Source organism: Fischerella sp. PCC 9605, assembly GCF_000517105.1.
Classification (GTDB): Bacteria; Cyanobacteriota; Cyanobacteriia; order Cyanobacteriales; family Nostocaceae; genus PCC9605.
On record NZ_KI912150.1, the window covers coordinates 1 to 25,625 of the forward strand.

At 41.6% G+C, this 25,625-nt stretch carries 22 protein-coding genes and 1 tRNA gene; 13 read left to right on the forward strand and 10 right to left on the reverse strand.

The genetic code is table 11. From position 1 onward, the window contains the following. Positions 1-380: 380 nt before the first annotated feature. Positions 381-2,210, forward strand: a complete 1,830-nt coding sequence (sppA, locus tag FIS9605_RS0123425; protein WP_026734766.1) for a signal peptide peptidase SppA — start codon at positions 381-383, stop codon at positions 2,208-2,210. Positions 2,211-2,286: 76 nt separating this feature from the next. Here sppA and FIS9605_RS44315 read toward each other — a convergent pair whose 3' ends face one another. Next, a complete protein-coding gene (locus FIS9605_RS44315; protein ID WP_197036123.1) occupies positions 2,287-2,436 on the reverse strand; it encodes a hypothetical protein in 150 nt (49 codons plus the stop codon). Between the two features lie 212 nt (positions 2,437-2,648). Here FIS9605_RS44315 and FIS9605_RS0123435 point away from each other — a divergent pair, with 212 nt between their 5' ends. Then, on the forward strand, positions 2,649-2,888 hold the full coding sequence (locus tag FIS9605_RS0123435; RefSeq protein WP_026734767.1) for a hypothetical protein: 240 nt from the start codon (positions 2,649-2,651) through the stop codon (positions 2,886-2,888). A gap of 126 nt (positions 2,889-3,014) precedes the next feature. Here the strand turns inward: FIS9605_RS0123435 and FIS9605_RS0123440 are convergent, their stop codons facing one another. Next, positions 3,015-3,734: a response regulator gene (locus FIS9605_RS0123440; RefSeq protein ID WP_026734768.1), complete on the reverse strand. Its 720-nt coding sequence runs from the start codon at positions 3,732-3,734 to the stop codon at positions 3,015-3,017. A 536-nt stretch (positions 3,735-4,270) separates the two neighbouring features. Between FIS9605_RS0123440 and FIS9605_RS0123445 the strand changes: the two genes are divergently transcribed. The 5 genes from FIS9605_RS0123445 to FIS9605_RS0123465 all read left to right on the forward strand — a co-directional run bounded on the left by FIS9605_RS0123445 (position 4,271) and on the right by FIS9605_RS0123465 (position 10,871). Further along, entirely contained in the window at positions 4,271-6,328 is a 2,058-nt protein-coding gene (locus tag FIS9605_RS0123445; protein WP_082209843.1) for a PAS domain-containing sensor histidine kinase, read from the forward strand. A 392-nt stretch (positions 6,329-6,720) separates the two neighbouring features. After that, a complete protein-coding gene (locus FIS9605_RS0123450; RefSeq protein WP_026734770.1) occupies positions 6,721-7,152 on the forward strand; it encodes a response regulator in 432 nt (143 codons plus the stop codon). Positions 7,153-7,298: 146 nt separating this feature from the next. After that, on the forward strand, positions 7,299-8,642 hold the full coding sequence (locus tag FIS9605_RS0123455) for an ATP-binding response regulator (RefSeq protein ID WP_026734771.1): 1,344 nt from the start codon (positions 7,299-7,301) through the stop codon (positions 8,640-8,642). A 63-nt stretch (positions 8,643-8,705) separates the two neighbouring features. Next, positions 8,706-9,827 (forward strand): sensor histidine kinase, encoded by a 1,122-nt coding sequence (locus tag FIS9605_RS0123460; protein ID WP_026734772.1) that lies wholly within the window; start codon positions 8,706-8,708, stop codon positions 9,825-9,827. 639 nt (positions 9,828-10,466) lie between these two features. Continuing rightward, positions 10,467-10,871 (forward strand): DUF2294 domain-containing protein, encoded by a 405-nt coding sequence (locus FIS9605_RS0123465; RefSeq protein ID WP_026734773.1) that lies wholly within the window; start codon positions 10,467-10,469, stop codon positions 10,869-10,871. Positions 10,872-10,905: 34 nt separating this feature from the next. On the opposite strand, the gene FIS9605_RS0123470 is transcribed toward FIS9605_RS0123465, so the two are convergent. Continuing rightward, positions 10,906-11,376 carry a response regulator gene (locus FIS9605_RS0123470; protein ID WP_197036136.1) on the reverse strand — a complete coding sequence of 157 codons (471 nt, stop codon included), beginning with the start codon at positions 11,374-11,376 and terminating at the stop codon, positions 10,906-10,908. A gap of 707 nt (positions 11,377-12,083) precedes the next feature. On the opposite strand from FIS9605_RS0123470, the gene FIS9605_RS0123475 reads away from it, so the two are divergent. The 4 genes from FIS9605_RS0123475 (at position 12,084) to FIS9605_RS0123490 (ending at position 14,725) form a co-directional block, all read left to right on the forward strand. Further along, positions 12,084-12,284 carry a hypothetical protein gene (locus tag FIS9605_RS0123475; protein ID WP_026734775.1) on the forward strand — a complete coding sequence of 67 codons (201 nt, stop codon included), beginning with the start codon at positions 12,084-12,086 and terminating at the stop codon, positions 12,282-12,284. 218 nt (positions 12,285-12,502) lie between these two features. Then, a tRNA-Ile gene (locus tag FIS9605_RS0123480) sits at positions 12,503-12,572 on the forward strand. 60 nt (positions 12,573-12,632) lie between these two features. Then, a complete protein-coding gene (locus FIS9605_RS0123485) occupies positions 12,633-13,094 on the forward strand; it encodes a hypothetical protein (RefSeq protein ID WP_026734776.1) in 462 nt (153 codons plus the stop codon). Positions 13,095-13,291: 197 nt separating this feature from the next. Beyond that, positions 13,292-14,725: a vWA domain-containing protein gene (locus FIS9605_RS0123490; protein ID WP_026734777.1), complete on the forward strand. Its 1,434-nt coding sequence runs from the start codon at positions 13,292-13,294 to the stop codon at positions 14,723-14,725. Positions 14,726-14,897: 172 nt separating this feature from the next. Here the strand turns inward: FIS9605_RS0123490 and FIS9605_RS0123495 are convergent, their stop codons facing one another. From FIS9605_RS0123495 to FIS9605_RS0123510, 4 genes are all read right to left on the reverse strand, one after another. Next, positions 14,898-15,674 (reverse strand): MinD/ParA family ATP-binding protein, encoded by a 777-nt coding sequence (locus FIS9605_RS0123495; protein WP_026734778.1) that lies wholly within the window; start codon positions 15,672-15,674, stop codon positions 14,898-14,900. A 158-nt stretch (positions 15,675-15,832) separates the two neighbouring features. Further along, the gene (locus FIS9605_RS0123500; RefSeq protein WP_026734779.1) at positions 15,833-16,897 is read right to left on the reverse strand and encodes a Tll0287-like domain-containing protein; all 1,065 of its coding nucleotides are present in this window, start codon (positions 16,895-16,897) and stop codon (positions 15,833-15,835) included. Positions 16,898-17,447: 550 nt separating this feature from the next. Next, the gene (locus FIS9605_RS37930; protein ID WP_082209844.1) at positions 17,448-18,896 is read right to left on the reverse strand and encodes a sensor histidine kinase; all 1,449 of its coding nucleotides are present in this window, start codon (positions 18,894-18,896) and stop codon (positions 17,448-17,450) included. A gap of 291 nt (positions 18,897-19,187) precedes the next feature. After that, entirely contained in the window at positions 19,188-20,039 is an 852-nt protein-coding gene (locus FIS9605_RS0123510; protein WP_026734780.1) for a phosphate/phosphite/phosphonate ABC transporter substrate-binding protein, read from the reverse strand. A gap of 194 nt (positions 20,040-20,233) precedes the next feature. Between FIS9605_RS0123510 and FIS9605_RS0123515 the strand changes: the two genes are divergently transcribed. After that, positions 20,234-21,136, forward strand: a complete 903-nt coding sequence (locus FIS9605_RS0123515) for a c-type heme family protein (RefSeq protein WP_026734781.1) — start codon at positions 20,234-20,236, stop codon at positions 21,134-21,136. A 5-nt stretch (positions 21,137-21,141) separates the two neighbouring features. On the opposite strand, the gene FIS9605_RS37935 is transcribed toward FIS9605_RS0123515, so the two are convergent. Continuing rightward, positions 21,142-22,344, reverse strand: a complete 1,203-nt coding sequence (locus FIS9605_RS37935; RefSeq protein ID WP_063748480.1) for a sensor histidine kinase — start codon at positions 22,342-22,344, stop codon at positions 21,142-21,144. Positions 22,345-23,015: 671 nt separating this feature from the next. On the opposite strand from FIS9605_RS37935, the gene psb32 reads away from it, so the two are divergent. After that, positions 23,016-23,747, forward strand: a complete 732-nt coding sequence (gene psb32 / locus FIS9605_RS0123525; protein ID WP_026734783.1) for a photosystem II repair protein Psb32 — start codon at positions 23,016-23,018, stop codon at positions 23,745-23,747. Between the two features lie 73 nt (positions 23,748-23,820). Here psb32 and FIS9605_RS0123530 read toward each other — a convergent pair whose 3' ends face one another. Both FIS9605_RS0123530 and FIS9605_RS0123535 read right to left on the reverse strand, forming a co-directional pair. Next, entirely contained in the window at positions 23,821-24,204 is a 384-nt protein-coding gene (locus FIS9605_RS0123530) for a DUF4346 domain-containing protein (protein WP_026734784.1), read from the reverse strand. 108 nt (positions 24,205-24,312) lie between these two features. Further along, positions 24,313-25,488: a GNAT family N-acetyltransferase gene (locus FIS9605_RS0123535; protein ID WP_026734785.1), complete on the reverse strand. Its 1,176-nt coding sequence runs from the start codon at positions 25,486-25,488 to the stop codon at positions 24,313-24,315. Between the last annotated feature and the right edge of the window lie 137 nt (positions 25,489-25,625).

Consider the following 25,625-nt stretch of genomic DNA (forward strand, 5'->3'; position numbering starts at 1 on the left):
GACTTTCATCCTCACTTACTCTCAATATCGTTGTTTACATTATAGATGTAAAAGATTATTTTGTATAGATATGAAAACAGCGTAGTGATAAAACTTCATATCAGCTACGCTGTTGTTGTTGTTGTTATTTATAATTTAATCAGATATAACCACTACCTTAAAGGTGAGTGGTTTTCGGCTTCCCGCAATTTTCTATAAAATAAGTATAAAAGTCATCCAATTTTGCCGATTTAGGTGATAGGTGTGAGGTATTGGGTGTAAATATAAGGACTAATATTTAAGTCATTAGTCATTTGTCCTTTGTCATTTGTCAAAAGCTAATGACCAATGACCAATCACTAATGACCAATGACTAATGACTAATGACTAATAACGAAAATATGCAGAATTTTATCAAACAAACTTTTGCCAGCTTAGTTGGAAGCGTTTTGGGACTGTTCATTTTCTTCGGTTTAGGAACTACAGGACTTTTACTGCTACTGTTTGCCGCCTCCAGAGATATGGGCCCGCAAGTTAAAGATAAGTCAATGCTAGTTTTTGACTTGTCAATGAAAATTACCGACGGGGAGCCAAGTTCTAGCCAACTGCTCCAAAAAACCCTATCTGGTGATGAGCAGGAGCAGATGAGCCTCCGCGCTGTTCTGGATTCTTTGGAAAAGGCACGGCGCGATCAACGTATTGTTGGTATCTACTTGGATGCCACTCGTACCTCCCAAGCTGACACTGCCGGCTTCGCTACTTTCAAGGAAATTCGTCAGGCGCTAGAGAAGTTCCGTGCTGGGGGAAAAAAGGTAGTAGCCTATGGCATGGATTGGGGAGAACGGGAATATTATCTGAGTTCGGTAGCCGATACAATCGTGCTTAACCCCTTAGGAGCAATGGAAATCAATGGTTTGAGTTCGCAACCATTGTTCCTGACGGGAGCCTTGCAAAAATACGGTATCGGCGTGCAAGTCGTGCGGGTAGGAAAGTTTAAGGGAGCAGTTGAACCTTTTGTACTCACAAAACTGAGTCCGGAGAACCGCCAACAAACTCAAAAATTATTGAATGATGTGTGGGCAGAGTGGCGCTATGCAGTCGGAAAAAGCCGCAAAATTCCCCCTGTGAAATTGCAGGCGATCGCAGATAATCAAGCGTTCTTGCAGGCAGATCAAGCCAAAGCCAATGGTTTGGTAGATAAAGTTGGGTATTTCGATCAAGTAGTTGCTGACCTCAAGCAGCTAACAGATAGCGATAAAGATGAGAAAAGCTTCAAGCAAATCAGCATCAACGAATACTCACAAGTTAGTGACAAGTTACTGGACAGAAAACGCGATTCCAAAAATAAAATTGCCGTAGTTTATGCTGAAGGCGAGATTGTTGACGGCCTGGGTGATGAAGGAGATATCGGTGGCGATCGCTTTGCCAGAATCTTCCGCAGACTGCGACAAGATAAAGATGTGAAGGCGATCGTCCTGCGAATCAACAGCCCCGGTGGTAGTGCTACAGGCGCGGAAGTCATGCAACGGGAAGTGCGGCTAACTCGGGAAGTTAAACCAGTTGTAGTATCCATGGGTGATTTTGCCGCCTCTGGTGGCTACTGGATTGCTAGCGATTCTAACCGTATATTTGCTGAGCCAAATACAATTACGGGTTCAATCGGTGTATTTGGAATTCTGTTCAATGCTCAAAAACTAGCCAGTAACAACGGCGTCACCTGGGATACAGTTAAAACCGCACGCTATGCCGATAGCCAAACGCTTTCTCGCCCCAAAACACCTGATGAATTGGCACTTTACCAACGTAGTGTCAACAAAATTTACAGTCTATTTCTCGATAAAGTTGCCCAAGGTCGGAAAATTCCAGAAGCAAAGGTAGCAGAAATTGCCCAAGGTCGAGTCTGGTCTGGTACAGCAGCGAAACAAATTGGTTTAGTAGATGAAATTGGCGGTTTGGATGCTGCTATTGCCTACGCGGCTGGACAAGCCAAGTTAGGAAAAGATTGGCAATTGCAAGAATATCCCCAATTTGGAACTTTGGGAGAGCGTCTATTTGGACGAACCCCAGAAGAAGCGCGAACTGCTCTCAAACTAGATGAAACACAACTAAAACTACCAGAGCCGCTCATAACTGAATTACAAAAACTACAAGCTGAAATCTCAATTCTGCAAAAGCTGAACGATCCGCAGGGTGTCTACGCCCGTTTGCCTTTCAACTTAAAAATTGAATAGACTGAATTTTCATAATGAGGCTATGCACCTGCGGTTCAGCTCCCACAGGTGCTTTTGCCAGCATTAAGTTTTTTCGTTATTTAATCGCCGAAAGTGCACGTCCACATACACCTGCGGCTATACCCGATGAAGCCGCCAAAGAAGGTTGATTGTAAACAACACCAGCCACAGCTCCTACAACTAGAGCCATAAAAGCACTCAATGCCATTTTACGCAAGATACTCATTTTGATTCCTCTAGCCAGGTTTTAATAGGGATTACCTATTATTAATTTTCTCCCAAAAAGGATAAATTATGTCAACTTGAACCAGGCACAAAATCTTGTTTGGCATCAGGCGATCGCTCTCGATTGTTGTATTAAAGTTGCTGACACCAGAGCAACGGTTGTGTAAAGTAGTTGAGGAATCTTTGCAATTCATCAAATTTTCACAACCATCTATGGATAGAAAAACCAAACGCCTTTTACTGCTTGTCGTTTCTTGTAGTCTAGCTGGTGTAATTTTAGGAGGTACGGCTAGTTGGGCAGAAAGCAATACCTGTTTGCAAGCGAGTACAGTTACGAATGAGTGCCTGACCAAAGACCCGATCGCTAAAACTATACAGGGAATGAGTACTGGTTTGGTAGCTGGGGCAGGAGCGGCTTTTGGTGTAGCGTGGCAGCACCGTAATGAAGATTAATTGATTGTTATTTTTTCATCAAGTTTTGAGCTTTAGAAGGTGTATTTTGGGCGTTTAAAGCTCAAGCTTAAAACTAGGGATTGGGTTTGATTCTTCCCCAACCCCAGTACCCAATCCCCCCAAGATTCACGCCACTAACCCTGAACGCAAGGCACGAACAGCTGCTTGGGTACGATCGTCAGCACAGAGTTTATTTAGAATGTTGCGTACGTGGGTTTTAACCGTTCCGACGGTAATATACAGTTTCTCTGCAATCTGACCATTACTACACCCAGCTACAATCAACTCCAGAATCTCCAATTCCCGTTGAGTTAAGGGATAAGTTTCTAAAACTTGTTCATATTCTGGTGCTAGGGCATCTATTTTTACTGTCTTGGGCTTATCGGATAACTCCTTAGTTGGCAAACCTTTCCGCATCTGCAACAACACAACGTTGGCGATCGCTGGATCGATCCAGGAGTTACCTTCGTATGTTGCTTGAATTGCTTCTGTTAATCTATCGATACTTGTATCTTTCATGTAATAAGAGTCTGCCCCTGCCGCAAAAGCAGCAAGTACTGTATCCTCGGAGTGTTCCATTGTCAGGATGAGGATTTTGGTTGAAGCGTCCTCATTCTCGGCTTGCCACTGTCTAAATTTGCGGGTGAGTTCAATACCATCCATATCAGGCAAGCCAATATCCACAACAGCCACATCAGGCTTGGCAGTTTCCAATAATTTCAGACCTTTAGTGGCATTTGCCGCTTCACCAATAACTCGAATTGCGCTATCAGTCTGTAATGCAGCTTTTAGCCCCATTCGTGTCAAGTCATGATCTTCAATTAAAACAATACTAATTTCACTCATTGCTACTCGTACTCTCCGCCGATCATATCTGTCGAAAGTCGACTTTGTGACTTTTGTTTTTTATTTTCCAAAACCTAAGATAGATGATCTTTTCATAAACCTGCATCCACCAATAGAAATAGCATTTTTACATTTGTTAACCAGTCGATATAGGCAAAATCTAGCTAAGGATATAGGTTAGTTTATGAAGAATTATGAAATACTGACATGAAATTTAGCTGTAATAATTTTGAGTAATTAACCAGCAACATTCATTAAATAAAGAGTATAAGAGTGTAAAGAAGGAGAAAACAATCAGTAGTTGAAACCTATCTTTAAAACTACTCTTTTCCCACTTGAAAAATACCTATGGTTACAGGAGGGATTTTTGAAACGAACCAATAGACGCGCAGTGGCTTCCCACAGGGTAGAACACAAAGAACACAAAGAAATAAATTAGGTAGTCTTGTGGTGGGAAGGGAGTAAATGCCTTGAAAGCAATTAAATGTAATTAAGTCGAACAACAATTAATTACCAATTCGATAAATTTTACAGCTATGGTTCAAGAACCCAAATTTGCTGAAATCAACACTAATAAATTAGAGCAGGTGGCAGCAGCCTTGCAGGAAAGTGAATGGCGCTTTCGTGTCATTTTTAATCAGACCTGGCAATTGATGGGATTCATGAAACCAGATGGGACTGTAACTGAGGTAAATCAGGCAGCGTTGGATTTTGGAGGACTTGATAGCGCTGCTTTGATTGGTCGTCCCTTTTGGGAAGCTAGTTGGTGGGCAATTTCACCACAGACTCAAGGCGAATTACAAAGAGCGATCGCTGCTGCGGCGCAAGGAGAATGCATTCGCTACGAAGTTGATGTTCTGGGTGCGGGGAATGAAATTGCAACGATTGACTTTTCCATTAAACCAATTCGAGATCAAACAGAGCAAGTAGTTTTGTTAGCTTGGGAAGGTTGGGACATTAGCAATTACAAGCGTGCTGAAGCAGAAATCCGCCAACTCAAATCACAACTACAGCAAAGTGTGAGCGCACCAACAGCACTAATAGAAGTTGCCACGCACCAAAAAGAACAATTACTGCAAGCCGAGACGGAACGTCAGTTAGCGCAGCAGGCATTACAGCAAAGCGATCGCCGCTACGCTACCCTAGCAAAAATGTCTCCTGTTGGCATATTCCATACAGATGCTGTTGGCAACTGTCTTTATGTGAACGAGCGTTGGTGTGAAATTGCTGGGTTAACTCCAGAACAAGCACTCGGTCTGGGTTGGGTAGCCGCTATCCATCCCGAAGATAGACAGCAGGTTCTGGCTAAATGGAACCAAAGCGTACAAAAAAAGCTACCATTTCGCGCTGAGTACCGATTTCAACAACCAGGCGGTAAAACAGTTTGGTTGTTAGGACAAGCAGTTGCCGAAACTCAGGAAAACGGTGAGGTAGTAGGTTACATCGGCACAGTAACTGATATCACCGATCGCAAACTAGTAGAGCAAGCTTTGCGGGAGAGTGAGGAACGATTCCACGCTATGGCCGACACCGCACCCGTAATGATCTGGATGTCTGGTATCGATAAGCTTTGTGATTATTTTAACAAACCTTGGCTGGAATTTACCGGACGCACAATGGCGCAAGAGCTAGGCAACGGCTGGGCAGAGGGAGTACATCCCGACGATATAGAACGTTGCTTAGATACATATGTTACGGCTTTTGATGCGCGGCAACCATTTAAAATGGAATATCGCCTCAGGCGTTTTGATGGTGAATATTGTTGGGTTTTAGATACAGGTGCGCCGAGGTGGAATGCTGATGGTAGTTTTGCTGGGTATATAGGTTCATGCATTGATATTAGCGATCGCAAGCAGACAGAATTAAATCTGACGCGGATGAATACGATTTTGGCCCAAACAACAGCGATGTTGAAGAAGCGCAATGATGAATTAGATCAATTTGCCTATGTGGCTTCCCATGATTTGAAAGCACCTTTACGGGCGATCGCTAATCTTTCCGAATGGATTGAAGAAGACCTGCAAGACCAGCTAACAGAAGAAAACCAAAAGCAAATGGATTTGTTGCGCGGACGAGTCCGCCGTATGGAAGCTTTAATTAACGGGTTGCTGGAATATTCCCGGATTGGGCGTATCCAAACGCCTGTGTCTGTTGTGAATGTGGGTGAATTATTACAGGAAGTAATTGAATCGCTGGCACCGCCACCTACTTTTACCATTGACATCCAACCAGGAATGCCTACTTTGAAAACGAAGCGATTGCCTCTGCAACAGGTGTTTACTAACTTGATTGGGAATGCAATTCAACACCACACCCGACCTGACGGTCATGTCAAAATTTCTGTGCAAGACCGGAACGATTATTACGAATTTGCCGTCACAGATGATGGCCCTGGTATTGCCCCTGAGTACCAGGATAAAGTATTTGTAATTTTCCAAACACTAGAGGCACGCGATCGCAAAGAAAGCACAGGAGTTGGTTTGGCAATTGTTAAGAAAATTGTAGAAACCGAAACAGGTGCGATCGCCTTGGAGTCCCGCCTTGGTGGAAGTAGCACCTTCCGCTTTACTTGGCCTAAGCAAGCGAGAGAATAAAACTGCTTAAGCTTTTTATAGACAAAACTTTCTTAGCAACTATGGCCAATGGCTGAAGACGTAGTTCAATCGGTCAAATTACAATTAGTTTAGCTAGTTTAAGTAGTAATTTTTTTTACTACTTTTTCTTGGTTCTATGCTTTAAAGTTGTGGAACTTATATTTCATGCTGTTAGTAGCTGTTGGTTGCACCATACATCTGCTGAGCAGCAACAAACAAACTCTAGACCGAAATCTATAGCAAATCGAGTAGGATTGCGATGATTTTCAGTTAGCTAATTACTTATTTTTAATAAAGTATTTATGATTTAGTAATTAGCTGCCACCCTGACTCTGAATAGTCTAGTCAAGAAACCAAATTAGAGAGAAAACCAACTCAATTTAAACTGAAAGATGGCAGAAAGATCGATCAATATACTGTTAGTGGAGGATGATGAAGTAGATGTAATGAATGTCAAGCGGGCATTCAAAAAAGTTAATATTACCAACCCACTTTACGTTGCCACTAACGGAGTCGAAGCTCTAACAATGCTACGTGGTAACAATGGAAAACCTCCAGAGGTTCCTGATTCACGGCGCTTAATTTTGCTTGATTTAAATATGCCCAAAATGGGTGGAATCGAATTCTTGCAAGAGCTACGATCAGACTCACAATTAAGACCAACTCCTGTAGTAGTAATGACAACTTCCAATCAAGATAAAGATCGAGTGGAAGCTTATAATTTGAATGTTGCTGGCTATCTATTGAAGCCTGTGACATTTGCTAATTTTATTGAACTAATGGCAACGCTCAACAAATATTGGACGCTGTGCGAAATGCCTTAATTAGTCAAGAGTCAAGAGTTGTACAGACGTGCCATGGCACGTCTGTACAGAGTCAAAAGCAAATGACAAATGACAAATTTTTTAGGGTGGTTGAAAAATTTCAATGTTATACAAGAATTTATATGTAAGAGCAATAGCTAATGGCGATGGAAGAAACGCTAAAAATACTAGTTGTAGACGATGACGAAGTAGACCGCATGGGAGTGCGCCGAGCCTTAAAGGCAGCTGGTGTAAATGTAGAGCTGTTTGAGGCGGAGGATTGTAACGGCGCGATCGCTGCCTTGAGGAATACTTCTTTCGACTGCGTTTTCCTTGACTATCGCTTACCAGATCAAGATGGTTTAACCTTAATCAATGAAATACGTTCTCACGGCGTCAAAGTACCTTTGGTAGTCCTCACGGGCCAAGGAGATGAGCAAATTGCTGTGGAACTGATGAAAGCGGGTGCTACAGACTACCTCTCCAAGTCTAGAGTCTCCCCAGAAACCCTGGCACAAGTTCTGCGGAATGCCATGCGGGTTTACAAAGCCGAAATGCAAGTAGCTTTAGCAAATCAACGACTGCGAGAAAGCAATGAGTTGCTAACTCGTAAAAATCAAGAACTTGAGGCTCAACAGCAACAGATAGAATTACAAAACCTCAAACTCAAGGAAGCATCACAGCTAAAATCGCAGTTTTTAGCAACCATATCTCATGAATTGCGAACCCCGATGAATGCCATTATTGGCTTTTCCCAGTTATTGTTACGTCCTAAATGCGGGGATTTGACTACCCAGCAGAGAGATATGGTAGAACGCATCCTCAACAATAGCAAGCACTTACTAATGCTGCTCAATGAAGTTCTCGATTTTTCTAAATTAGAGGTAGGCAGGTTAAATCTCAAGCCAGAAATCTTTGATCTCTCACAGGTAGTTAAAACCACCGTAGCGGAAACCACGTCCCTAGCAGAGGCAAAAAAACTTTCCGTGCACGTTCAGGCTGAATTGCAAAACCGCATGGTGTTTAACGATCCTCTGCGCTTGCGACAAATTCTAATGAATTTACTATCTAATGCAATTAAATTTACAGAGTCGGGTAGCATCGGAGTAGATGTCAAAGAACTGGCAGATAATCGAATCGAAATAGCAGTTTGGGATACAGGTATTGGTATTGCTTCCTCAGATTTACAATATATTTTTGAAGCTTTCCGACAACTTGACCAGAGTATCACTCGCAAATATCCTGGCACAGGTCTGGGTTTACCGATTGTAGATGCACTAGTGCAAATGATGGGTGGCAAAATCAGTGTCGAAAGTGAATTGGGTCAAGGTTCGGTGTTTCGCATTGAACTGCCGCGTCACATTTCATCAAAGCAGCAAAATCAAGATAGAATGTCCAAACTTACTCACCTATCATCAACATCAAAAAAACACTTAGCCAAACAACAAGACAACCTCCGTTTTGCTCAAGAAGGAATGCAGGGACTACCAAGAGAAAGAGGAGACAGGTAATTTTCACCCGCTTGCTAGCAGCTAAAATAATAAATTGTTTTGCAGTTGAAAAGTAAATAAAATATGTTACCAGCTACAAATTCAAAAGTAGATCGTATTCTTGCTGTCGATGATACTCCCGACAACCTCGTTCTGCTGCAAACAATTTTGGAGATTGAGGGGTACGAAATTGAATTAGTAGCAGATGGTGCAACTGCGTTACAAAAAATAGAACAATCTCCCCCCGATTTGATTCTGCTAGATGTGATGATGCCAGGGTTGGATGGTTATGAAGTCACGCGCCGCATCCGTAGTAACCCGATTATAGATTACATTCCCATCCTGTTGTTAACTGCGTTTCATGATGTCAGTGTCGTTGAAGGTTTAGATGCGGGGGCAGATGACTTTATCCGCAAACCATTCGATCAAGATGAACTACTCGCCAGAGTGCGATCGCTGTTGCGATTAAAGCACAGTCTTGACGAACAAAAAAAATTATTTAGCCAGCAAGAAGACTTTGTTTCTCGTCTGACTCACGATTTGCGGACTCCTTTAGTGGCTGCAGACAGAATGCTGAATTTATTTCAACAGGAAGCCTTCTGCAAAATCTCGCCAGAAATGAAACAGGCGATCGCCGCTATGATTCGCAGTAACCAAAACCTGTTGGAAATGGTCAACACCCTGCTAGAAGTCCATCGTTTTGAGGCAGGTAAAAAGACCTTGCAATTTGAAAGCTGCAATCTCCGTCAGATTATTGAAGAAGTCGTTCAAGAACTCAGTCCGCTTGCTGATGAAAAGGACTTGATGCTGAAAATCGATGCCAGCAAATTAGATCCAAGCGATGAAAGTGCAAGCACAGTCATGGGCGATCGCCTAGAACTGCGACGAATTTTCAGTAACTTGATTGGAAATGCCATCAAATTTACAGATACAGGTGGGATAAACGTTCGCATTTTGGAAACGTCTCCATCTTCCACCAATCAAAAATGGGTAATAACAGAAGTACAAGACACCGGGTACGGAATTGCTGCGGACGACCTGCCGACACTTTTTGAACGGTTTCGTCAAGGTAAAAACAAACGCGCTGGCAGTGGCTTGGGCTTACATCTTTCGCGCCGTATTGCCGAGTTTCATGGTGGCACTATTGAAGTAGCCTCTGAACTTGGTAAAGGCAGTGTTTTTACAGTTAAATTGCCAAAATTATAAGCCAAATTGAAAGTTTGAATTTATAAAAAAATCTTAAATTTATCAAGGTGTTATAGCCTTAATATGTTTCTGCTGTTGTAATACCAAATTGGGAAAGGTATTATTGTGTCATGCTGTAGACGCTTGCGGCTACAGAATGACAAGTAAAGACAATTTGATATAAATACCTAAAAAGGGAGTTTGGCAAAAAGTCTATTGACTAAACTGGATGTAATTAGTGTAGTTGAATCCTAAAAAAGGAATAAATAATAAGGAAGCAATTATCACTTGATGCTTACTGAAAATACTTCATTCGGATGGTGACTTTGGACAATGCTTCCTAATACTATTTGAGACAGTAAACAAACAAAACAATTGTCCCGACGTAAATTAGTTTTTTAGGTTACACTACTAGCGACAACTCAAAAAGTAAGGTGTTAGTCCATAGTCAAGAGGAGCCAGCGCGTTGCGGAGGTTCCCGAGGCAGTGCGTTGCGGGGGTTCCCCCCGTTGTAGCACCTGCCGTTCCGTTGTAGCGACTGGCATTTCAGGGTCAAAATAAACTACTATTGATGATTGACAACTCACTCTTGAGTGTTGATTAATTCCACTACACTTGTTGGCTTGTTACTGGTGGTCTACATCTTCCGGAAAAGAACATATGGCAACATCACCTCCAACTCGCGGTCAAGCAGAACGAACTTTAGCACAGGGAATACAAGCTTTGTATCGGGAACAACTTGGACACCAGCCAAGTAAAGTTACCTGTAAGTTGTCAGACCAAAATTTAGTGATTGTAATTGAGAATTCTATTACACCACCAGAGCTGTTACTAGCTCAAACAGGTAGACAAGAATTAGCTGAACAAGTCAGATCAGACTTAGATAATGCTATTCAACCTGAAATCAAGGAACTGATTGAAGAGACCTTAAATGTATCTGTAGTCGAAATACTTAGTGATGCTACCTTGGAAAGCGGTCGTTCAGGCATTATTGCCATCTTGTCTGATATACCTAATATTCGTAATGCTGTTCCCAGCGCTAAAGCGAGGAGAAAGGCTTCATAGATTGGAAGCTACATCCTTAAAATGTAGCTTATTTCTAACACAAGTCCACAGCCGAATAATTATCTAATTTTTCACCAACATAACGGTAAATTATTGCCTCTAAATCTTCAATCATATAAGGCTTGCTGATGTAGTCATCAAACCCTGCATCTAAGATGCGTTCTCGATCTTCTGTACTGGCTAAAGCTGTGACTGCAACAACAGTAATATTGCGAGTTAGCGGTTCTTGCTTTAGATAGCGCATAACATCAATCCCATTGATACCTGGCAACAAAATATCCAACAGGATCAAGTCTGGCTGATACTCTTTAGCTACCAGTACAGTAGTTGAACTGTCTGTTTGACAAATCAGTCTACAGCCCAGTGATTCAAGAGTGTAACTCATCAGCAGCAAATTATCATCATTATCTTCCACTGCTAAAATTAACGGCGGTTGGAAGTTTTGCTTATTTTGTTCACCCATAACCACTTGTGCCAGTTCCATTCCTTCTCCAGAAAATCTCATTTGCATTCATGTCTATGCTTGAATGAACAGACGAGGCATTCCGAGAGCGGCTGGATAGCGCTCATTCAAGACTGGCTCGCTTCTCAACTCTATCAAGTCGATTGCCTTTGCTCTCCAAGGATAGAGTGTCAGAGGAAAGAGTATCTCAAGTTGAAAGAGTGGAGCTATACCTCTTGATTATAAGCAAAATAAAGAAAAGATTTAGCAGATTAATTATAAGTACTTAATATATTTAATTATTTTTTAATATAGTCTCTCTAATGTAATGCTAATCGGCACAAATGCATATATTTTTTGTGATGGCTGTGAGTAGTTGATAGTTGATGGTTAGTTTAGATATCTGCATTGACTGCAAAAATAAAAATTAATAACTGTCAAGATAAATACGCTACTTTTTTCCTATATAAAAAATGCTAATAGCATGAGTATAAATACTTTGTAACTTCATGCCTACAACTCTATAGCGATCGCTGTAGAACTGTAGGCATCTTTATCAGATTAGCATCTAAATAATCGTGGTTACTAACTAGATTCAATCAAGGTCTTGCCACCTTGTCACAGACCTTTTTGTAAAGATTGAAAAAAAATCCTCTCAGGTATTGACACATCGTGTAGTATGCAGGTAGTATATAAACAACAACAAACAAAAGTCAAATATATAAAAAGTGTTTAACCTCCCAAAATATATATCAAAAGGAGGTGTGAGTATGGTTCACATTCGTTTTGAAGGTCGTTCATATGATATTAGTGAGTCACAACTGGGCTTAACAACAAGCATGAATGATTTCGCTATCAAAGAGCGACTAGCACAACATTTTGATGTGCAATTAAATCGCTTTGAATCTTACATAATTGATCGCAGACCAAGTGGTGATTTAATAGTAAGACCAGAAGCAGTTTACGGATAAAAATTTGTCCCGCACCCTAACAGGTAAAGCTTACATACATAATTGTTCCGCAAGGAACTTGTAGGTACCCTACGGGAAGCCGCCCTGTGGGCGTCTACGACTCCTACCATCGCCACTGTTTGGCGATGTAGACAAATTGGTAAAGTCAAAATGTAAATAGCTTTTCCAACTTGTGTGGGGCAATCAATCTTTCACTTCGCGCCCTAACATAAAAAGCTTACATACTAGCTCAATTGGTAGAGCATTACTCTGATAAAGTAAGTGTAACAGGTTCGATCCCTGTGTATGAACGAACAGCTTCTTCAACTTGCGCGAAGTGTTTAAAATTATAAATTATTTAACTCAATAATGAGTGATAAATGTAGCAAATTTCAGACAGTTGCTGAAATCGAAAATTTGTTAGCTGCATTCAATCATTGCACTTTGCCACGATGTGAGTGGAATCATACTGCACATTTGACAGTTGCATTATGGTATCTCACACAATATGGGGAAAAAGAAGGAAGCGATCGCATTCGCCAAAGTATCCAGCGGTATAACGCAGCTATGGGTATTCAAACTACAAAAAATAGCGGCTATCACGAAACTCTCACTCTATTTTGGATTCAGATAGTGCGTCGTTATTTGTCAGTTAACAACAGAAAAGATTCGCTATTGCAGCTGACTAACGGACTAATCGATAGTTACGGTAATAAGTATCTGCCACTGCAATACTACAGTCGGGATTTACTGATGTCTTGGGTGGCTCGAAGTAGCTGGGTTGAACCAGACTTAAAACCTTTGATTGACATCCAGCCTTCCTCAAGTTAAAACGGTAGTTGTCGCCGCGCCCTAACAGAGAAAGCTTACATACTAACTCAATGGTGAGTACTCGGCTGTTAACCGATTAGACGGGTTCGATTCCCATGTATAAACAAACAGCTTTCTCGACTTGCGCGGTGATTATTCACTCGCAAACGTGCGACAACTACCTCCGCACAACTCTTCACAAAATGGAGGTAGTACCCATGAATACAGCAGAACGCGACTTGCGTTTAGAACTTCTCAACAGCTTGCTGACAACTCCTCACCGCGAACGGTCGAAGGTAGCAGAATTCCATAAATTAATAGTAGAGCTTGACCCGATTTTCTACGGACATCTAGCTGTATGGTATCAGCATAACGGTGATGTTCGCGACCACAAAGAAGTGTTTGTGGGACATTTGCTGACAAGCAATGTGAATGCACACCGCGACGCTGGGTTTGTCATGCTGCAAGAGTTTCCACCTTACCAAGTGGCGCGAATTGTAGACTTTATGAAGCAGCAACTAGGTAAAGTTCCGCGTTGTGCGCGTACCGCCGTGCGGCGTTATTTGCAAGCGCGGGAAATCAACCCTCAGCTTTTCGATCGCGCTGCTTTACGCGGACGCAAGGCGATGAAGCACCTGTATGCAACTTTGCATATTAAGCCAAATATGCGTGCAGATGCGGTGTTGTTCAAAGATACTCCACCACAAGACAGCCTTGCTTTTATTCTCAAGCAAGTGGCTGGATCTGCCACACCAGCCGAACAAGCGGCTTTGATTGTCGAGCATAACATCCCTTATACCATTGCCATTGGTGCGGTGAAGCAACTCACACCAACGGTGCTGGTAGCGTTGATTAACTCCATGTCACCGCAAGAAGTAATTAACAACCTCAAATCCCTCAAACAACGGGGTGCAATGGAACACCCAGAAGTCAAAGAATTGATTGATGGGAAGTTGGAACAAGCAGCAAAAAGCGATCGCGTCTCTGCATTCAAAGCCACAGTCGCCGCCGATGTCACCCAGTTGGATACGGAAACTGTTGCAAAGCTGGAAAAAGTCACGAACGAGCAAGTCAAAAAGCGCGGTAAAATTGCCAAGCCAACAGCCTTGTTGGTTGACAAGTCTGGAAGCATGGATATAGCGCTAGAAGTGGGTAAACAAATTGCCGCCTTAATTTCTGGTATCACCGAAGCAGACTTGTTTGTGTATGCTTTTGACACCATTGCTTACCCAGTGAAAGCACAGAGTACAGAACTGTCAGACTGGGAAAAAGCGTTTCAGCACATTTTTGCTAACGGTGGGACTAGCATCGGTGCGGGACTGGAAACCATGCGGTTGAAAAAGCAGCTAGTAGAACAAATTATCATTGTCACCGACGAAGGCGAAAACACCCAGCCATACTTTGCTGAAGCTTACCAAGCCTATCAGCGAGATTTGGGAGTAATGCCTAACGTCATCATCGTCCGAGTGGGACAATGGTGTGATTACGTTGAAGGCAAGCTGAAAGAAAAGCAAGTACCTGTGGATACCTTCACTTTTGCGGGTGACTACTACTCTTTGCCAAATTTGGTTCCATTGCTATCACGTCCATCCCGGCTAGAGTTGCTGATGGAAATTTTGGATACACCGCTACCCGTGCGGGACGATAAGTAGGGGAAGGTGGGTAGATGGGGAGATGGGGAGAGTGGGGGAGTAGTAAACCACTAACCACTAACTACTAACTACTAACCACTAACCACTAACCACTAACTAATGACCAATGACTAATGACCAAGCGGGGTTTTTTGTAACTCTTGGTTGAGATAAACACGGAGTGCGGGGTACTTCACCTATGGTTAAGGATATGCTTGGCGATCGCACTTACTTCTTGTGTCCAAGGATGATCGGGGTAGCGCAAGCTGAAAATATCGCTGCTACCCAGATAAAACATTTCTTCACACACAGGTAAGATGCCAGCCACATTTGTACCGTAGGTTGAAACTATTTGTTGCCGCAAAGCCTGAAAGTTAAAAGTTGGCAGCGCCTTATTGATTACCAGCATAATGCTAGGAACATCTAACTTGCGAGCCACATCAACAGCTACAGCCGTACCTTGGTAATCTTGCTGATCTGGTCGAAGGATGACCACAAGGATATTGGAAATAATAATAGACAGTAGGGTTTCTTCGTTAATGCCAGGGTGAGTGTCAATAAAAAGATAATCCAGTTTTAAGCGTTTGCTCAAATGCTGAAAACCATCGTTAAGCAGGCGTGCATCGTATCCCTCACGCAAAATGCGAGAAATCTCACCAGTCTTGATGCTGGAAGGAATTAGATAAATATTACCTCTGATTGCAGGGGCTTTCTGCTTCATTTTCAGCAGTGGTGTAACGTCGTAAGCAGCCTTTTCAATCGGACAGCGACCCCACAGATAATCATTCAGGGTGTAGCTTACTTTATTTTCTTCGAGACCGAAAAGAACATGAATTCCAGGCGATTGAATATCAGTATCAACAATACCAACCCGCTTACCAGAACGAGCGATCAAAGTGGCTATATTAGCAGTTACATTTGATTTACCTGTTCCACCACGGAATGAATGGATAGAAATGACTTTAGACATAATAAATATCCTCAATTCAGAGTTAAAATTTCAAAATTACGCCTGATGTGAACTATTTAATTAACTCGGTAGTTACTTGTACTTCCAAACAACCACCAACCACCAACCACTAACCAATGTACAGACGTGCCATGGCACGTCTCTACAACCACCAAAACTTATTCATCTGATTCTGACCATTTATTTCTAATATCTTTTGCCTCTTTGCGTAATTTCTGGAAGTATTCACTGCGAGCAATTTCATCCACTTGGCGAGCCATCTTGGTTTCGTCTATTTTGATGCGGAGTTCCTGCACCTGTTGTTTTAGGCGTTGCTCGCGAGCGTAGACTTCACGAACCATTTTCTGAAAGACTCGCCCCAACTGTCCTAATTCGTCAGTGCGTTTAACAAGTACTGTCAGATTTTTAATTTCATACTCTTTTGCTTCATCAGAATTAATTGTATCAGTACTAATTTTTTGAGCCAGTTGAGCCATTGGTTTGATAGGTTGGATTACATTTAGCTTCAACAAATAATTAATCAGAATAATGACCAAGGCGAAAATTGCAATAAAAATACCAATGAATAAGGAAAAATTCTTGCGAACGTTCTCAAAAACTTGACTGGCAGGAACATAAATTATTTGAATACCGAGGATCTCATTGAGCTTCCATCCAAAACCATGCTCTGTTCCATAGGTTTCTACAAGGCTCTTGGGTGCCATTTCGGGAGTGCTATGGCAACTAAGACACTTGGGATTTTGAATAGAAAAAGGACGGGCGCTATAAAACAATTGCTCTCCAAATGCAGTCAGAAAACCTGATTTGGATCGCAAGCTTGGGTTATTACGGAAGGTTTCTATAAGATTAGTTTCAAATTCATCAGCTTGATCCTGTAAATTTGTTGGGTTAAGTGTGGCGTCTTTGTAAAGGTAATGTTGATATTCTTTTTTGTCGCGTAGATTCTCAAATACTTCCCTAGCTGCATAACTAGGTACTGTTTCAGGAACAAACTTTTCCTGATTTTTTAGATAAGGCTCTAACAAGCTTGTTATGTGGCTACTACTATAGTCTCTAACTGAATTGACCATTTGCATCAGCACTTGCGCTCTGTAGTTGATTTCATTTTCAGCTGTGTATTCAAGTGCCTTTGATAAAGCCAATCCACTAAACGCGATCGCCCCTATAAAAACTAGCGATAGGAGCAAGGTAAATTTGTTGGCAAGCTTGGAACTATTTATCATTTTTCTTAGTTTTCATATCCATGAAAAATCCATTTTTCATTTCTATAGCATTATCTTCATCGTAAAAATTTAATAAGGAAAAAACATCTGAAGAATGTCTTGAATCCCTGTGCAACGAAATATATAAACTACCTCTAACTTTCGTTGACTGAATAAGTAAAATTAGCTATGACTAAAGTCGGATGTGGCAGCAATATGTAAAAGGGATCGGGGATTGGAGATCGGGGAAGAGATTTTTATTCCCTCGTTGTGGGTGAAAAGTCCGTGGGAGGACTGTCTTGAAAGTTGGGCATGGGGCATTGGGGAGCCAGTGCGCCCTTGGTGGTTGCCCCCGTTGTAGCACCTGGCGTCATTGGAAGAGAGATTTTCATCCTTTGCTGTGCGCCCCGGTGCATGGGAGTCTTGCACCCCTATGGAACAGATCGGAGGCGGAGCCTCCAAACCCTCGTTACCAGGTTCAACCTAGTAACGAGAATTAAGCAGCCCCTGGCTCCTAATGACAAATGACAAATGACGACCCTTACGAGTTAACTTTATTCGTGCCGATCTACTAAGAAAGTAAGCGCTGCCGAAATTCCACTGCTTTTTTGGAGTCTCCAATCTCTGCTACTAACTTCAATACCAGTTCTTCTGGAGAAAGTTGCTCAGAAGATTTTATTGTTTCCTGAACTACAACGATCGCCATCGGGCCGATTAATTCAGCGAGATCGCGCTGACATTTTTGTACAAAACTTTTCTGGAGGGTAGGGTGTTTCCAGCTTTGATCTGAGATTACTCTCGCAGGCTGCGATATAGTAACTGAGGATTCTGATAAGGGTAGTCTCGCAGTAATGCGACAACCAGCACCTGGACTACTTTCAATTTGGAATTGACCTTTTAAGAGGGTAACTCTTTCTCGGATTGCTTGGAGAGCAAACCCCAGCGGTTTTTGATCTAATTGAAATCCTCTGCCATTGTCTTCAATCATGAGATGGACTTGCTCTGGGGTAGCACTCAACTGAATATTAACTGCTGTTGCTTCCGCGTGTTTGTAGATATTTTTCAGTGCTTCTTGCATAAGCCGGTAGAGCATTTTGGCAACCTCTACAGGTAAAGGAACATCTAAGTTCAATTGAGTAGTGGGTAAAATGCCTGTGGCATAATGGAATTCCTGCATAAGAAATGCGATCGCTGTCTGAAACCGCTCTTTTGGTACATCAGCACGAAGCGTATTGACTGAACTACGAACCTCCTGCATAGCCATAGAACCAAGCCGTTTGGACTCGACAATAAACTGATGGGCTTGCTCTAGGTCTACTTGCCAAAATTTGAGAGCGCCTTGTAACTGAATATTCAAGGCAGCTAAAGCATGTCCGAGAGAATCATGGACATTGTGGGCAAGGCGGTTGCGTTCCCGCACGGCGGCGAGTTCTTCCATTTGCAGGGTGTACTGTCGCAGTTGCTCGCAAGCAATTGTAAGTTGTTCCCGCATCTGGCGATCGCTCAGTACCATATTCACCAGTTGCAGCAAAAACAATAATGCCATGCCAAACAGCAGCACATAGCTCAATTGGCTCAGCCAAAATCTACCTTGCTCCGAGAGTGTTAGAGACAAGCCAATATTGCTATTAATCTTGATCTGTAGAACCAAGAACAGGAAAAAAACCAAAGCAGCTAGTAGGTAGCGCCCCGACAAATCAAACAAAAAGCTACTGCGGATTACCACTATAATCAACAGCACGGGCCACAATTGTAAGTATCCTAACGCTGCTCCAAATAAAACTAGCCCGATTTCAATAGCTGTATAAAGTACTTTGTAAACTGTTTTGCCACTAGGCAGTACCAACCCCATGAAACCGAAGACAACCAAAATCAACAGGGGTGGAATCGATAAATGAGGAGATCGCGAGAAAATAACAGACAGTAGGGAGTCAGCTACAGCACAAGTTGCCACTAACCCCCATTCGGTATAGAGCAGAAAGCGAAATGGATTTGAGCGGACGGGAAATGAGAGACTCATAATCAAGTGGCAACTGTTGCCAAAACTGACCTCGTTAACTACCTATTTTGAATCTTTTAAATCCAATTGCAGCATCAAACAGCAACTTCTAGACTTTTGTTGGAGCCTTGGGCGATCGCTCAACGAAAGTTGTAGACAAATTTACTTAGTTGCTCAACGAAAGTCGTAAGCAGATTTAAGTAAATGTGTAAAATCCCCTACTTCTGACCAGAAGTAGGGGATCTGTCATTTGTTTCTGGTTAAATTTCTATTATGAAAAAATTAAAAGAGTTAAATTAACCCTTAATCAACTCAAAATAAACGAACAGGTTTGTTTTGCACTTGGGAAGCGATCGCCATTACCCGTTCTACTACAGCAATCATGTAGTAGTAATCTGGTACTTTTCCATTAGGTACATACCCTACCTCTTGAGCCAAACTTGAAGGAAATTCATTCAAGGTTCGGCGGATGTACTCTTGATTTTTGCGTTCCACACTCGGCCCAACCAAAACAACACCAGGTGGAATCAAATGAGGGTCTTTAAAAAGTATGCGAAATCCGGTCTGGCTTAACTGCGAACCGTAAAGATCCAATTCTGCGATTGAAACCGCACCAGCAGTAGCTTTACCTTGGGCCACCCATTCTAAAACTGTTTTAGGTGTAGGTGCGAATAAAATCTCACCCAATGTCAGACCATAAAGGTTGTAAAGGGGTAAATAATATCCTGTTGCTGAACCTGGTTGACCTAATACAACAGTTTGGCCTTCTAGCATTTTTAATTCGCCAAGCGAGCTATCTTTACTTACAACAATAACTGAGCGCAAATTACTGTCACCAATTAAAGGAAAAACTGGAGTGTATTGATAACGAGAAATTGCAATAGCTGCTAAACCTGGTGGAGCAAATACTAATGACCAAGAGCGTTCTTTTAAGCGCTCAATTGCTTGATTTTCATTGTAAGCAGGCTCTAACTGAATGTATGCCTTCATTTTTTCACCCAAGTAGCTATTGAACTTAGCGTACTCGTTAATTATTTGTTCTCCGCCACTGTAATTGATAGCCCCAATAGTTAACTCACCTTGGTATTTCGATTTTGATTGACAGGCTACTGTTAAAGATAGTAGAAATAGAAGAAAGTCACGACGTGAAAATTGCTTAATCATTATTAATGATAGTTAAGTGAATCATGGTTAATTTATGATTAATCTCATAGCTTTTTTGGAAGTAATGGCTAGCATTACCGAACAGTAATAAAAGAGTATTTCTAGAATTTTAAATTATCTGATATGTATAACTAGAAATATTGTCGAATCGGCTAAGATACTAGAATAGTGTGTCAATTGAATGAGAAAAATATATGTTAAAAAACTTAAATATTGGCACTAAAGTCAACTTGCTTCTAATACTAGTTTTTATCATTAGTATTTTAGTGACTAGTACTGCCCTATCAACTTTACTTCAGCATAGAGCGCAAAATGAAGTGACTTCTAAAGCGCTAATTCTGATGCGTACAATGAATTCAGTTAGAACGTATACACAGGAGCGCATAAATCCCCTACTTAAATCTAGATTAGAAACTGAAGCACAATTTATTCCTGAAACAGTACCTGCTTACTCTGCTATAAAAATATTTGAAAAATTTCGCAATGACGAAGAATATAAAAATTTTATATATAGAGAAGCAACACTGAATCCTACTAATTTGCGAGATAAAGCCGATCGTTTTGAAGCCCAGCTTGTCGAACGTTTTCGACAAAATTCCAACAATAAAGAAATTACTGGTTTTCGCAACCTTCCTCAAGGAGAGGTATTTTACATCGCCCGACCATTAGCTGTTACACAACCGAGTTGTCTTGAATGTCATTCAACAGTAGATAAAGCTCCTAAGAGTTTGTTGGCAACTTATGGAACAGAACATGGCTTTGGTTGGCGACTTAATGAAATTGTTGCTGCACAAATAATTTCGGTTCCTTCTGAAGAAGTCTTTAAAGATGCTGCTCATACTTGGTCTTTAATGATGGGACTTTTAATTGCTATTTTTGCCATCGTAGTTCTCTTGCTGAATTTTCTAATCAAAAAAGCAATCATTCAGCGAATTAGAAAAATGGAAAAAATAGCTCAACGAGTTAGCACTGGTGATATGAGTGTCGATTTTGAAGAAAAATCTAATGATGAAATTGGTGGATTGGCAGTAGCATTTAACCGGATGAAATCGAGTTTGGAAATAGCTCTAAAGCTGCTTCGTGGACAAGATAATTAATTTAATCAATTTAAGTTAGAAAGTAATTGCTGCTGAAAGCTATAAGCTTTTTGTGGATTGGAAATTTCTGCTGCCAGAATTTCCACAAGTTCAGCGCGGGACAGATGAGGGTTTTTTTTGACAGTTTTTTGAACAAGAAAAGATGCTATTGGACCGATGAATTCAGCTAAATTTCGTTCGCATTGACGTAGAAAGCTCTCATTACAAGGTAAATCATCTAGTTGATTCTCTGATGTAGTTGTAGATTCCTGGAAAATACACATTGCCTTTTTTTCAAACTCAAGGCGTTGTTTTCCAGTCATGTGAACTGCCAAATTATCAACGAGTTCTTTGCGACTGTGTGCCTTTGCCGCGACTTGCTTTAATAATGTCGGAGCAACTGGGCCCACAATTTTTATAAAAATATTTTCTAGGTGGTTATACTGTTCCAGAGATAGTACAGAACAGAATTGGGAGTTTGTCTTGTTCTTTTGGGAAATTGTCAAAGAAAAATCTACTTTTGGCGTTTTTTTTTCCAAAACGGGAACTTCTAGCAATGGCAGTTCGACAGTGATCTTGCAACCAGTGCCTGGCTCAGTTTCAATATTCAAATTACCCTGTAAGGCTGTCACTCTTTCTTGCATCCCTTGGATGCCAAACCCGGTTTTTTTTTGCGACAGGCTAAAACCTTTGCCATTGTCTTGAATAACGAGAAATACGTTTTCTGGAGTGACGTTCAGTTGAATTTGTACCTTTGTTGCTTGAGCATATTTACATATATTTGTCAAGGATTCCTGCACAATCCGGTAGATAGTCATTACTACCTTGATAGACAAAGGAGCAGATATGCTAATGCTGGTAGAAGGTAATACGCCAGTAGCTTGATGAAAATTATCAACAACAGAAGCGATCATTTCTTCTAGCGATCGCTCTGGAGTATCATTCGCACGCAAAGAACTGACAGATTGACGAACTTCATTAATGGCAACTGTTCCCAGTCTTTGAGCTTCTGTTAAAAACCGTTCTGCTTGAGAAGGATCGATATGCCAAAGCTTGAGGGCCGTTTGCAACTGAATGTTAAGACTAGTTAAGGCGTTGCCCAACGAATCATGTATTTCACGGGCAATACGCTTGCGTTCTTGGACTGCGGCGAGCTCTTCAATTTGCAGGAGATACTGTCGTAGCTGCTCGTGGGCCAGTAATAACTCGGTGTAATGCTCAGATACCACGGTATTTACCTTCCACTGTAGTATTAATAGACTATGCCATATCACATATTGCATTATGTGCAATATCAGACTTTCTTCAAGATCTTATGAATTTATCTCAGATTAAAGTCATACACGTACCCTACAAGACTAATTAGTTAATTTCCGGATGCGCGTTACAGAATGCAAGTATGAAATCGCGCGACCTTGATTTGAACCTGTGTGTAATTGTCAGAGGAAGATTAAGAATTTACGCAGCAATTCGATAAATTCATATTTCTTCACAGAATTCACTGATTCAACAACGCTGATGAGTCTTTGACTTTAATTTTTATGACTTAAGCATGACGGCGTAATTAAGTAGATGGACGTAATTAAACATAAAGTGCTTATTTTTTGACAAGGGCGGGCAGGATGTCCACCCCACAAGAGATTTGTTGTTCTTGTGGGGTGGGCGTCTCGCCCGCCCTGATTATGCAACTTAAATGCACATCAGCTTACTTAATTAAAGGTTCGTAGTGAGAACTTTAGTCCTCAAAAAAGGGCTAAAGCCCTTACTACGAACTTTTTATACAGAAAAATATTAAATTGATTGAGCTTCCCACAAAAGACCAGTTGAAAGACGAGACTTGGTCAATATTTGTGTAGTATTTTTGGTGAAAGCACGTCTTTATATCAACATAATCAATCCGATGAAACAGCTCCTCAACCAAGTATTTAACTGGAAAAAACATATCCAATGGCTAATTCTGCCACTGGTAATGATGATTCTGGTTTCTGGCCTATTTGCCACACCTGCTTTCGCTACAGGTGTGTATCAAATCCCCAATCTCACACCCAATACCTGGGTTGTGGATGAAGCTGAAGTCATTAGCCGCGCCAATGAAGCTAAAATTAGCAGTACCTTAGAGGAATTAGCTAAGCAAACCGGAAATGAAGTTAGATTTGTTACCGTACGTCGCTTAGACTATGGTGAAACACCGGAGAGCTTTACTAAAGCATTGTTTGAAAAATGGTTTCCCACAACAGAAGTGCAAGCAAATCAAGCTTTATTGATGATTGATACCGTTACTAACGGTAGTGCCATTATTACTGGTGAGCAAGTGAAGTCTTTGCTGAAGGACGAAATTGCTAAAAGTGTTGCAGATGAAACCCTAATGGCACCTTTGCGAGACGGCGACAAATACAATCAAGCGTTTTTAGATGCTAGCGATCGCCTAATAGCTGTGTTGTCTGGTGAACCAGATCCCGGCCCTCCCCAAACTGTTGAAAAAGTGCAGGTAGAAGGCACCTTTAAGAAAACAGAAGCAGAAGAAAAAGGTAACGCTATTGCTTGGGTAGTAGGGCTTTTAATTGCCGCCACGATTATCCCGATGGCAACTTACTACATTTACCTGGCTATTCAACCATCTTCTAATGGGTAGTGGTTAGTGGTTAGTGGTTAGTGGTAAAAAAGCAACTACTAACTACTAACTACTAACTACTATCAACCAACAACTAATCTTGAACATACTCTTGCCCTGTCACTAAAGCAATCTCAGCGCGGACAAATTCTCGACCCAAATAGGCCGCATGATCTAGCTGAGTTACTGGACAGGGCTTTGTTTCTTCAAAAATCCGAACGCACAGTTCTTTTGCTGTCCTCCCGGTAAATACTGTTGTGTGAGTTCGTTCTACTTTTCCCCGTGCGGGAATCACTTTCCCTGTTTCTGGATCGACAGCTAAACCACGCTCATCAATTACATTTGTGAAATGCTTAGCACAAATTAACCCAGCTTCTCGCTCCAAATAAATAATGAAGTAGCCACTGGGATCAAGGTCAAGATGGCGATGAGAAAGTTTATCATCTATTGCTGCTAACTTTTCCAAATCCAAACCCATAGTCACGATCAAAATCAACTTTGTTTGGGGATGTTTTATCCCTTCTCAAGTGTAATTCTTATCTTGCTCAGCGCCTTCTGTTGTTTATGTAGTTAGTTTTTCTTAACTTCATTTCCGACTAAACGGCAATTCTGCATTTATTGCCTCAATTTCTTGCTGTTCCAACTCGTTCACTTCATTAATATAAGCACACAAAATTTGTTGCAAACGATTGTTGTAAAAACGATGCAAACTATGGTTAGGCATTGCAGGAAAACCCCGGCGTTTTTTGTGTCGTCCGCCAGCGCCAGGATCAAAAATTTGGATATTGTTAGCGATCGCCCACTCAATCGGGGCATAATAGCAAGCATCAAAATGCAAGCAATCTATTTCTTGAAAACTACCCCAATAGCGCCCATACATCCTGTCGTCCTTATACAGACAAAACGACATCCCGAATGGCTGACGCTGATATTGTTCGCTATATGCGGCGAAAAATAACACGCGATCGCGATAATTATCGTGTAGCTGCTCAAAAAATCGCTTCGTCAGATACTTGCTACCCCACCAGCCAAACTTATCGCAGGTGTCAGCATAAAATTCATACATCAGCGCAAACAATGACTTAGGGATTTCATCCCCTGTCAAAGCTTGCAGTCGTAAACCAGCTTTCTCGACTGCTTTGCGTTCGCGCTTAATATTGCGGCGCTGATTAGCATTAAATACTGCCAAGTAATCATCAAAGGTTTGAAAGCCAAGATTTTGCCAAATGTAACTGTGATGCAACCAAGCAGTAAAACCTTGGCGTTCTAAAACCGGACGCCATTGCGGATCTACATAAAGAAAATGACAACCAGAAATGCGGTGCTTTAAGCAGAAAGCATCAATTTCATAAACCATCATCGCCGCAATCTCATCTTCATCTTCCCCAGGCGCAATTAAAAATCGATAGCCTTCGGTTGGAGTAAACGGTGTCATTCCCAGCAGTTTTGGGTAATAGTCCACACCGATGCGTTGTGCTAAGTCAGCCCATTGGTGATCGAATACAAATTCGCCATAACTATGGCCTTTCAAGTAAAGTGGAGCAGCAGCAATGAGTGTTCTGTCTCGCCATAGAGTCAGGTGATTTGGCAACCAACCAGTTTTGGCTGTGGCGCTACCAGATGTTTCCAAGTTGTTTAGCCACTCCCACTCTAAAAACGGGGTTTTGAGTGGCAACGCTAAAGCATCCCAGGCTGATTGAGGGACTTCGGCGATTTTGTTAATCCAAGCAACAGAGTAGCGAGGCTTTAGTTGTTCCACCATCGCGGGCTTCCGAAACAAAAATTAAAGACAGCTTTACTTAAAGTAATCCAATCTACTAACAATTGCAGCAAATCACTAGGAGGAGTGGGCATTGGGGATTGGGCATTGGGGATTGGGCATTGGGGATTGGGCATAGT

What these genes read in the sequence shown, in the direction of transcription:
- psb32 (WP_026734783.1), top strand. Translation starts at nt 23,016, where the DNA reads ATGAAACAGCTCCTCAACCAAGTATTTAACTGGAAAAAACATATCCAA.
- FIS9605_RS0123470 (WP_197036136.1), bottom strand. Translation starts at nt 11,376, where the DNA reads ATGAGATTTTCTGGAGAAGGAATGGAACTGGCACAAGTGGTTATGGGT.
- FIS9605_RS0123530 (WP_026734784.1), bottom strand. Translation starts at nt 24,204, where the DNA reads ATGGGTTTGGATTTGGAAAAGTTAGCAGCAATAGATGATAAACTTTCT.
- FIS9605_RS44315 (WP_197036123.1), bottom strand. Translation starts at nt 2,436, where the DNA reads ATGAGTATCTTGCGTAAAATGGCATTGAGTGCTTTTATGGCTCTAGTT.
- FIS9605_RS0123510 (WP_026734780.1), bottom strand. Translation starts at nt 20,039, where the DNA reads ATGATTAAGCAATTTTCACGTCGTGACTTTCTTCTATTTCTACTATCT.
- FIS9605_RS0123445 (WP_082209843.1), top strand. Translation starts at nt 4,271, where the DNA reads ATGGTTCAAGAACCCAAATTTGCTGAAATCAACACTAATAAATTAGAG.
- FIS9605_RS0123500 (WP_026734779.1), bottom strand. Translation starts at nt 16,897, where the DNA reads ATGATAAATAGTTCCAAGCTTGCCAACAAATTTACCTTGCTCCTATCG.
- FIS9605_RS0123450 (WP_026734770.1), top strand. Translation starts at nt 6,721, where the DNA reads ATGGCAGAAAGATCGATCAATATACTGTTAGTGGAGGATGATGAAGTA.
- FIS9605_RS0123460 (WP_026734772.1), top strand. Translation starts at nt 8,706, where the DNA reads ATGTTACCAGCTACAAATTCAAAAGTAGATCGTATTCTTGCTGTCGAT.
- FIS9605_RS0123485 (WP_026734776.1), top strand. Translation starts at nt 12,633, where the DNA reads ATGAGTGATAAATGTAGCAAATTTCAGACAGTTGCTGAAATCGAAAAT.
- FIS9605_RS0123515 (WP_026734781.1), top strand. Translation starts at nt 20,234, where the DNA reads ATGTTAAAAAACTTAAATATTGGCACTAAAGTCAACTTGCTTCTAATA.
- FIS9605_RS0123465 (WP_026734773.1), top strand. Translation starts at nt 10,467, where the DNA reads ATGGCAACATCACCTCCAACTCGCGGTCAAGCAGAACGAACTTTAGCA.
- FIS9605_RS37930 (WP_082209844.1), bottom strand. Translation starts at nt 18,896, where the DNA reads ATGAGTCTCTCATTTCCCGTCCGCTCAAATCCATTTCGCTTTCTGCTC.
- FIS9605_RS0123495 (WP_026734778.1), bottom strand. Translation starts at nt 15,674, where the DNA reads ATGTCTAAAGTCATTTCTATCCATTCATTCCGTGGTGGAACAGGTAAA.
- FIS9605_RS0123475 (WP_026734775.1), top strand. Translation starts at nt 12,084, where the DNA reads ATGGTTCACATTCGTTTTGAAGGTCGTTCATATGATATTAGTGAGTCA.
- FIS9605_RS0123440 (WP_026734768.1), bottom strand. Translation starts at nt 3,734, where the DNA reads ATGAGTGAAATTAGTATTGTTTTAATTGAAGATCATGACTTGACACGA.
- FIS9605_RS0123535 (WP_026734785.1), bottom strand. Translation starts at nt 25,488, where the DNA reads ATGGTGGAACAACTAAAGCCTCGCTACTCTGTTGCTTGGATTAACAAA.
- sppA (WP_026734766.1), top strand. Translation starts at nt 381, where the DNA reads ATGCAGAATTTTATCAAACAAACTTTTGCCAGCTTAGTTGGAAGCGTT.
- FIS9605_RS0123455 (WP_026734771.1), top strand. Translation starts at nt 7,299, where the DNA reads ATGGAAGAAACGCTAAAAATACTAGTTGTAGACGATGACGAAGTAGAC.
- FIS9605_RS0123490 (WP_026734777.1), top strand. Translation starts at nt 13,292, where the DNA reads ATGAATACAGCAGAACGCGACTTGCGTTTAGAACTTCTCAACAGCTTG.
- FIS9605_RS0123435 (WP_026734767.1), top strand. Translation starts at nt 2,649, where the DNA reads ATGGATAGAAAAACCAAACGCCTTTTACTGCTTGTCGTTTCTTGTAGT.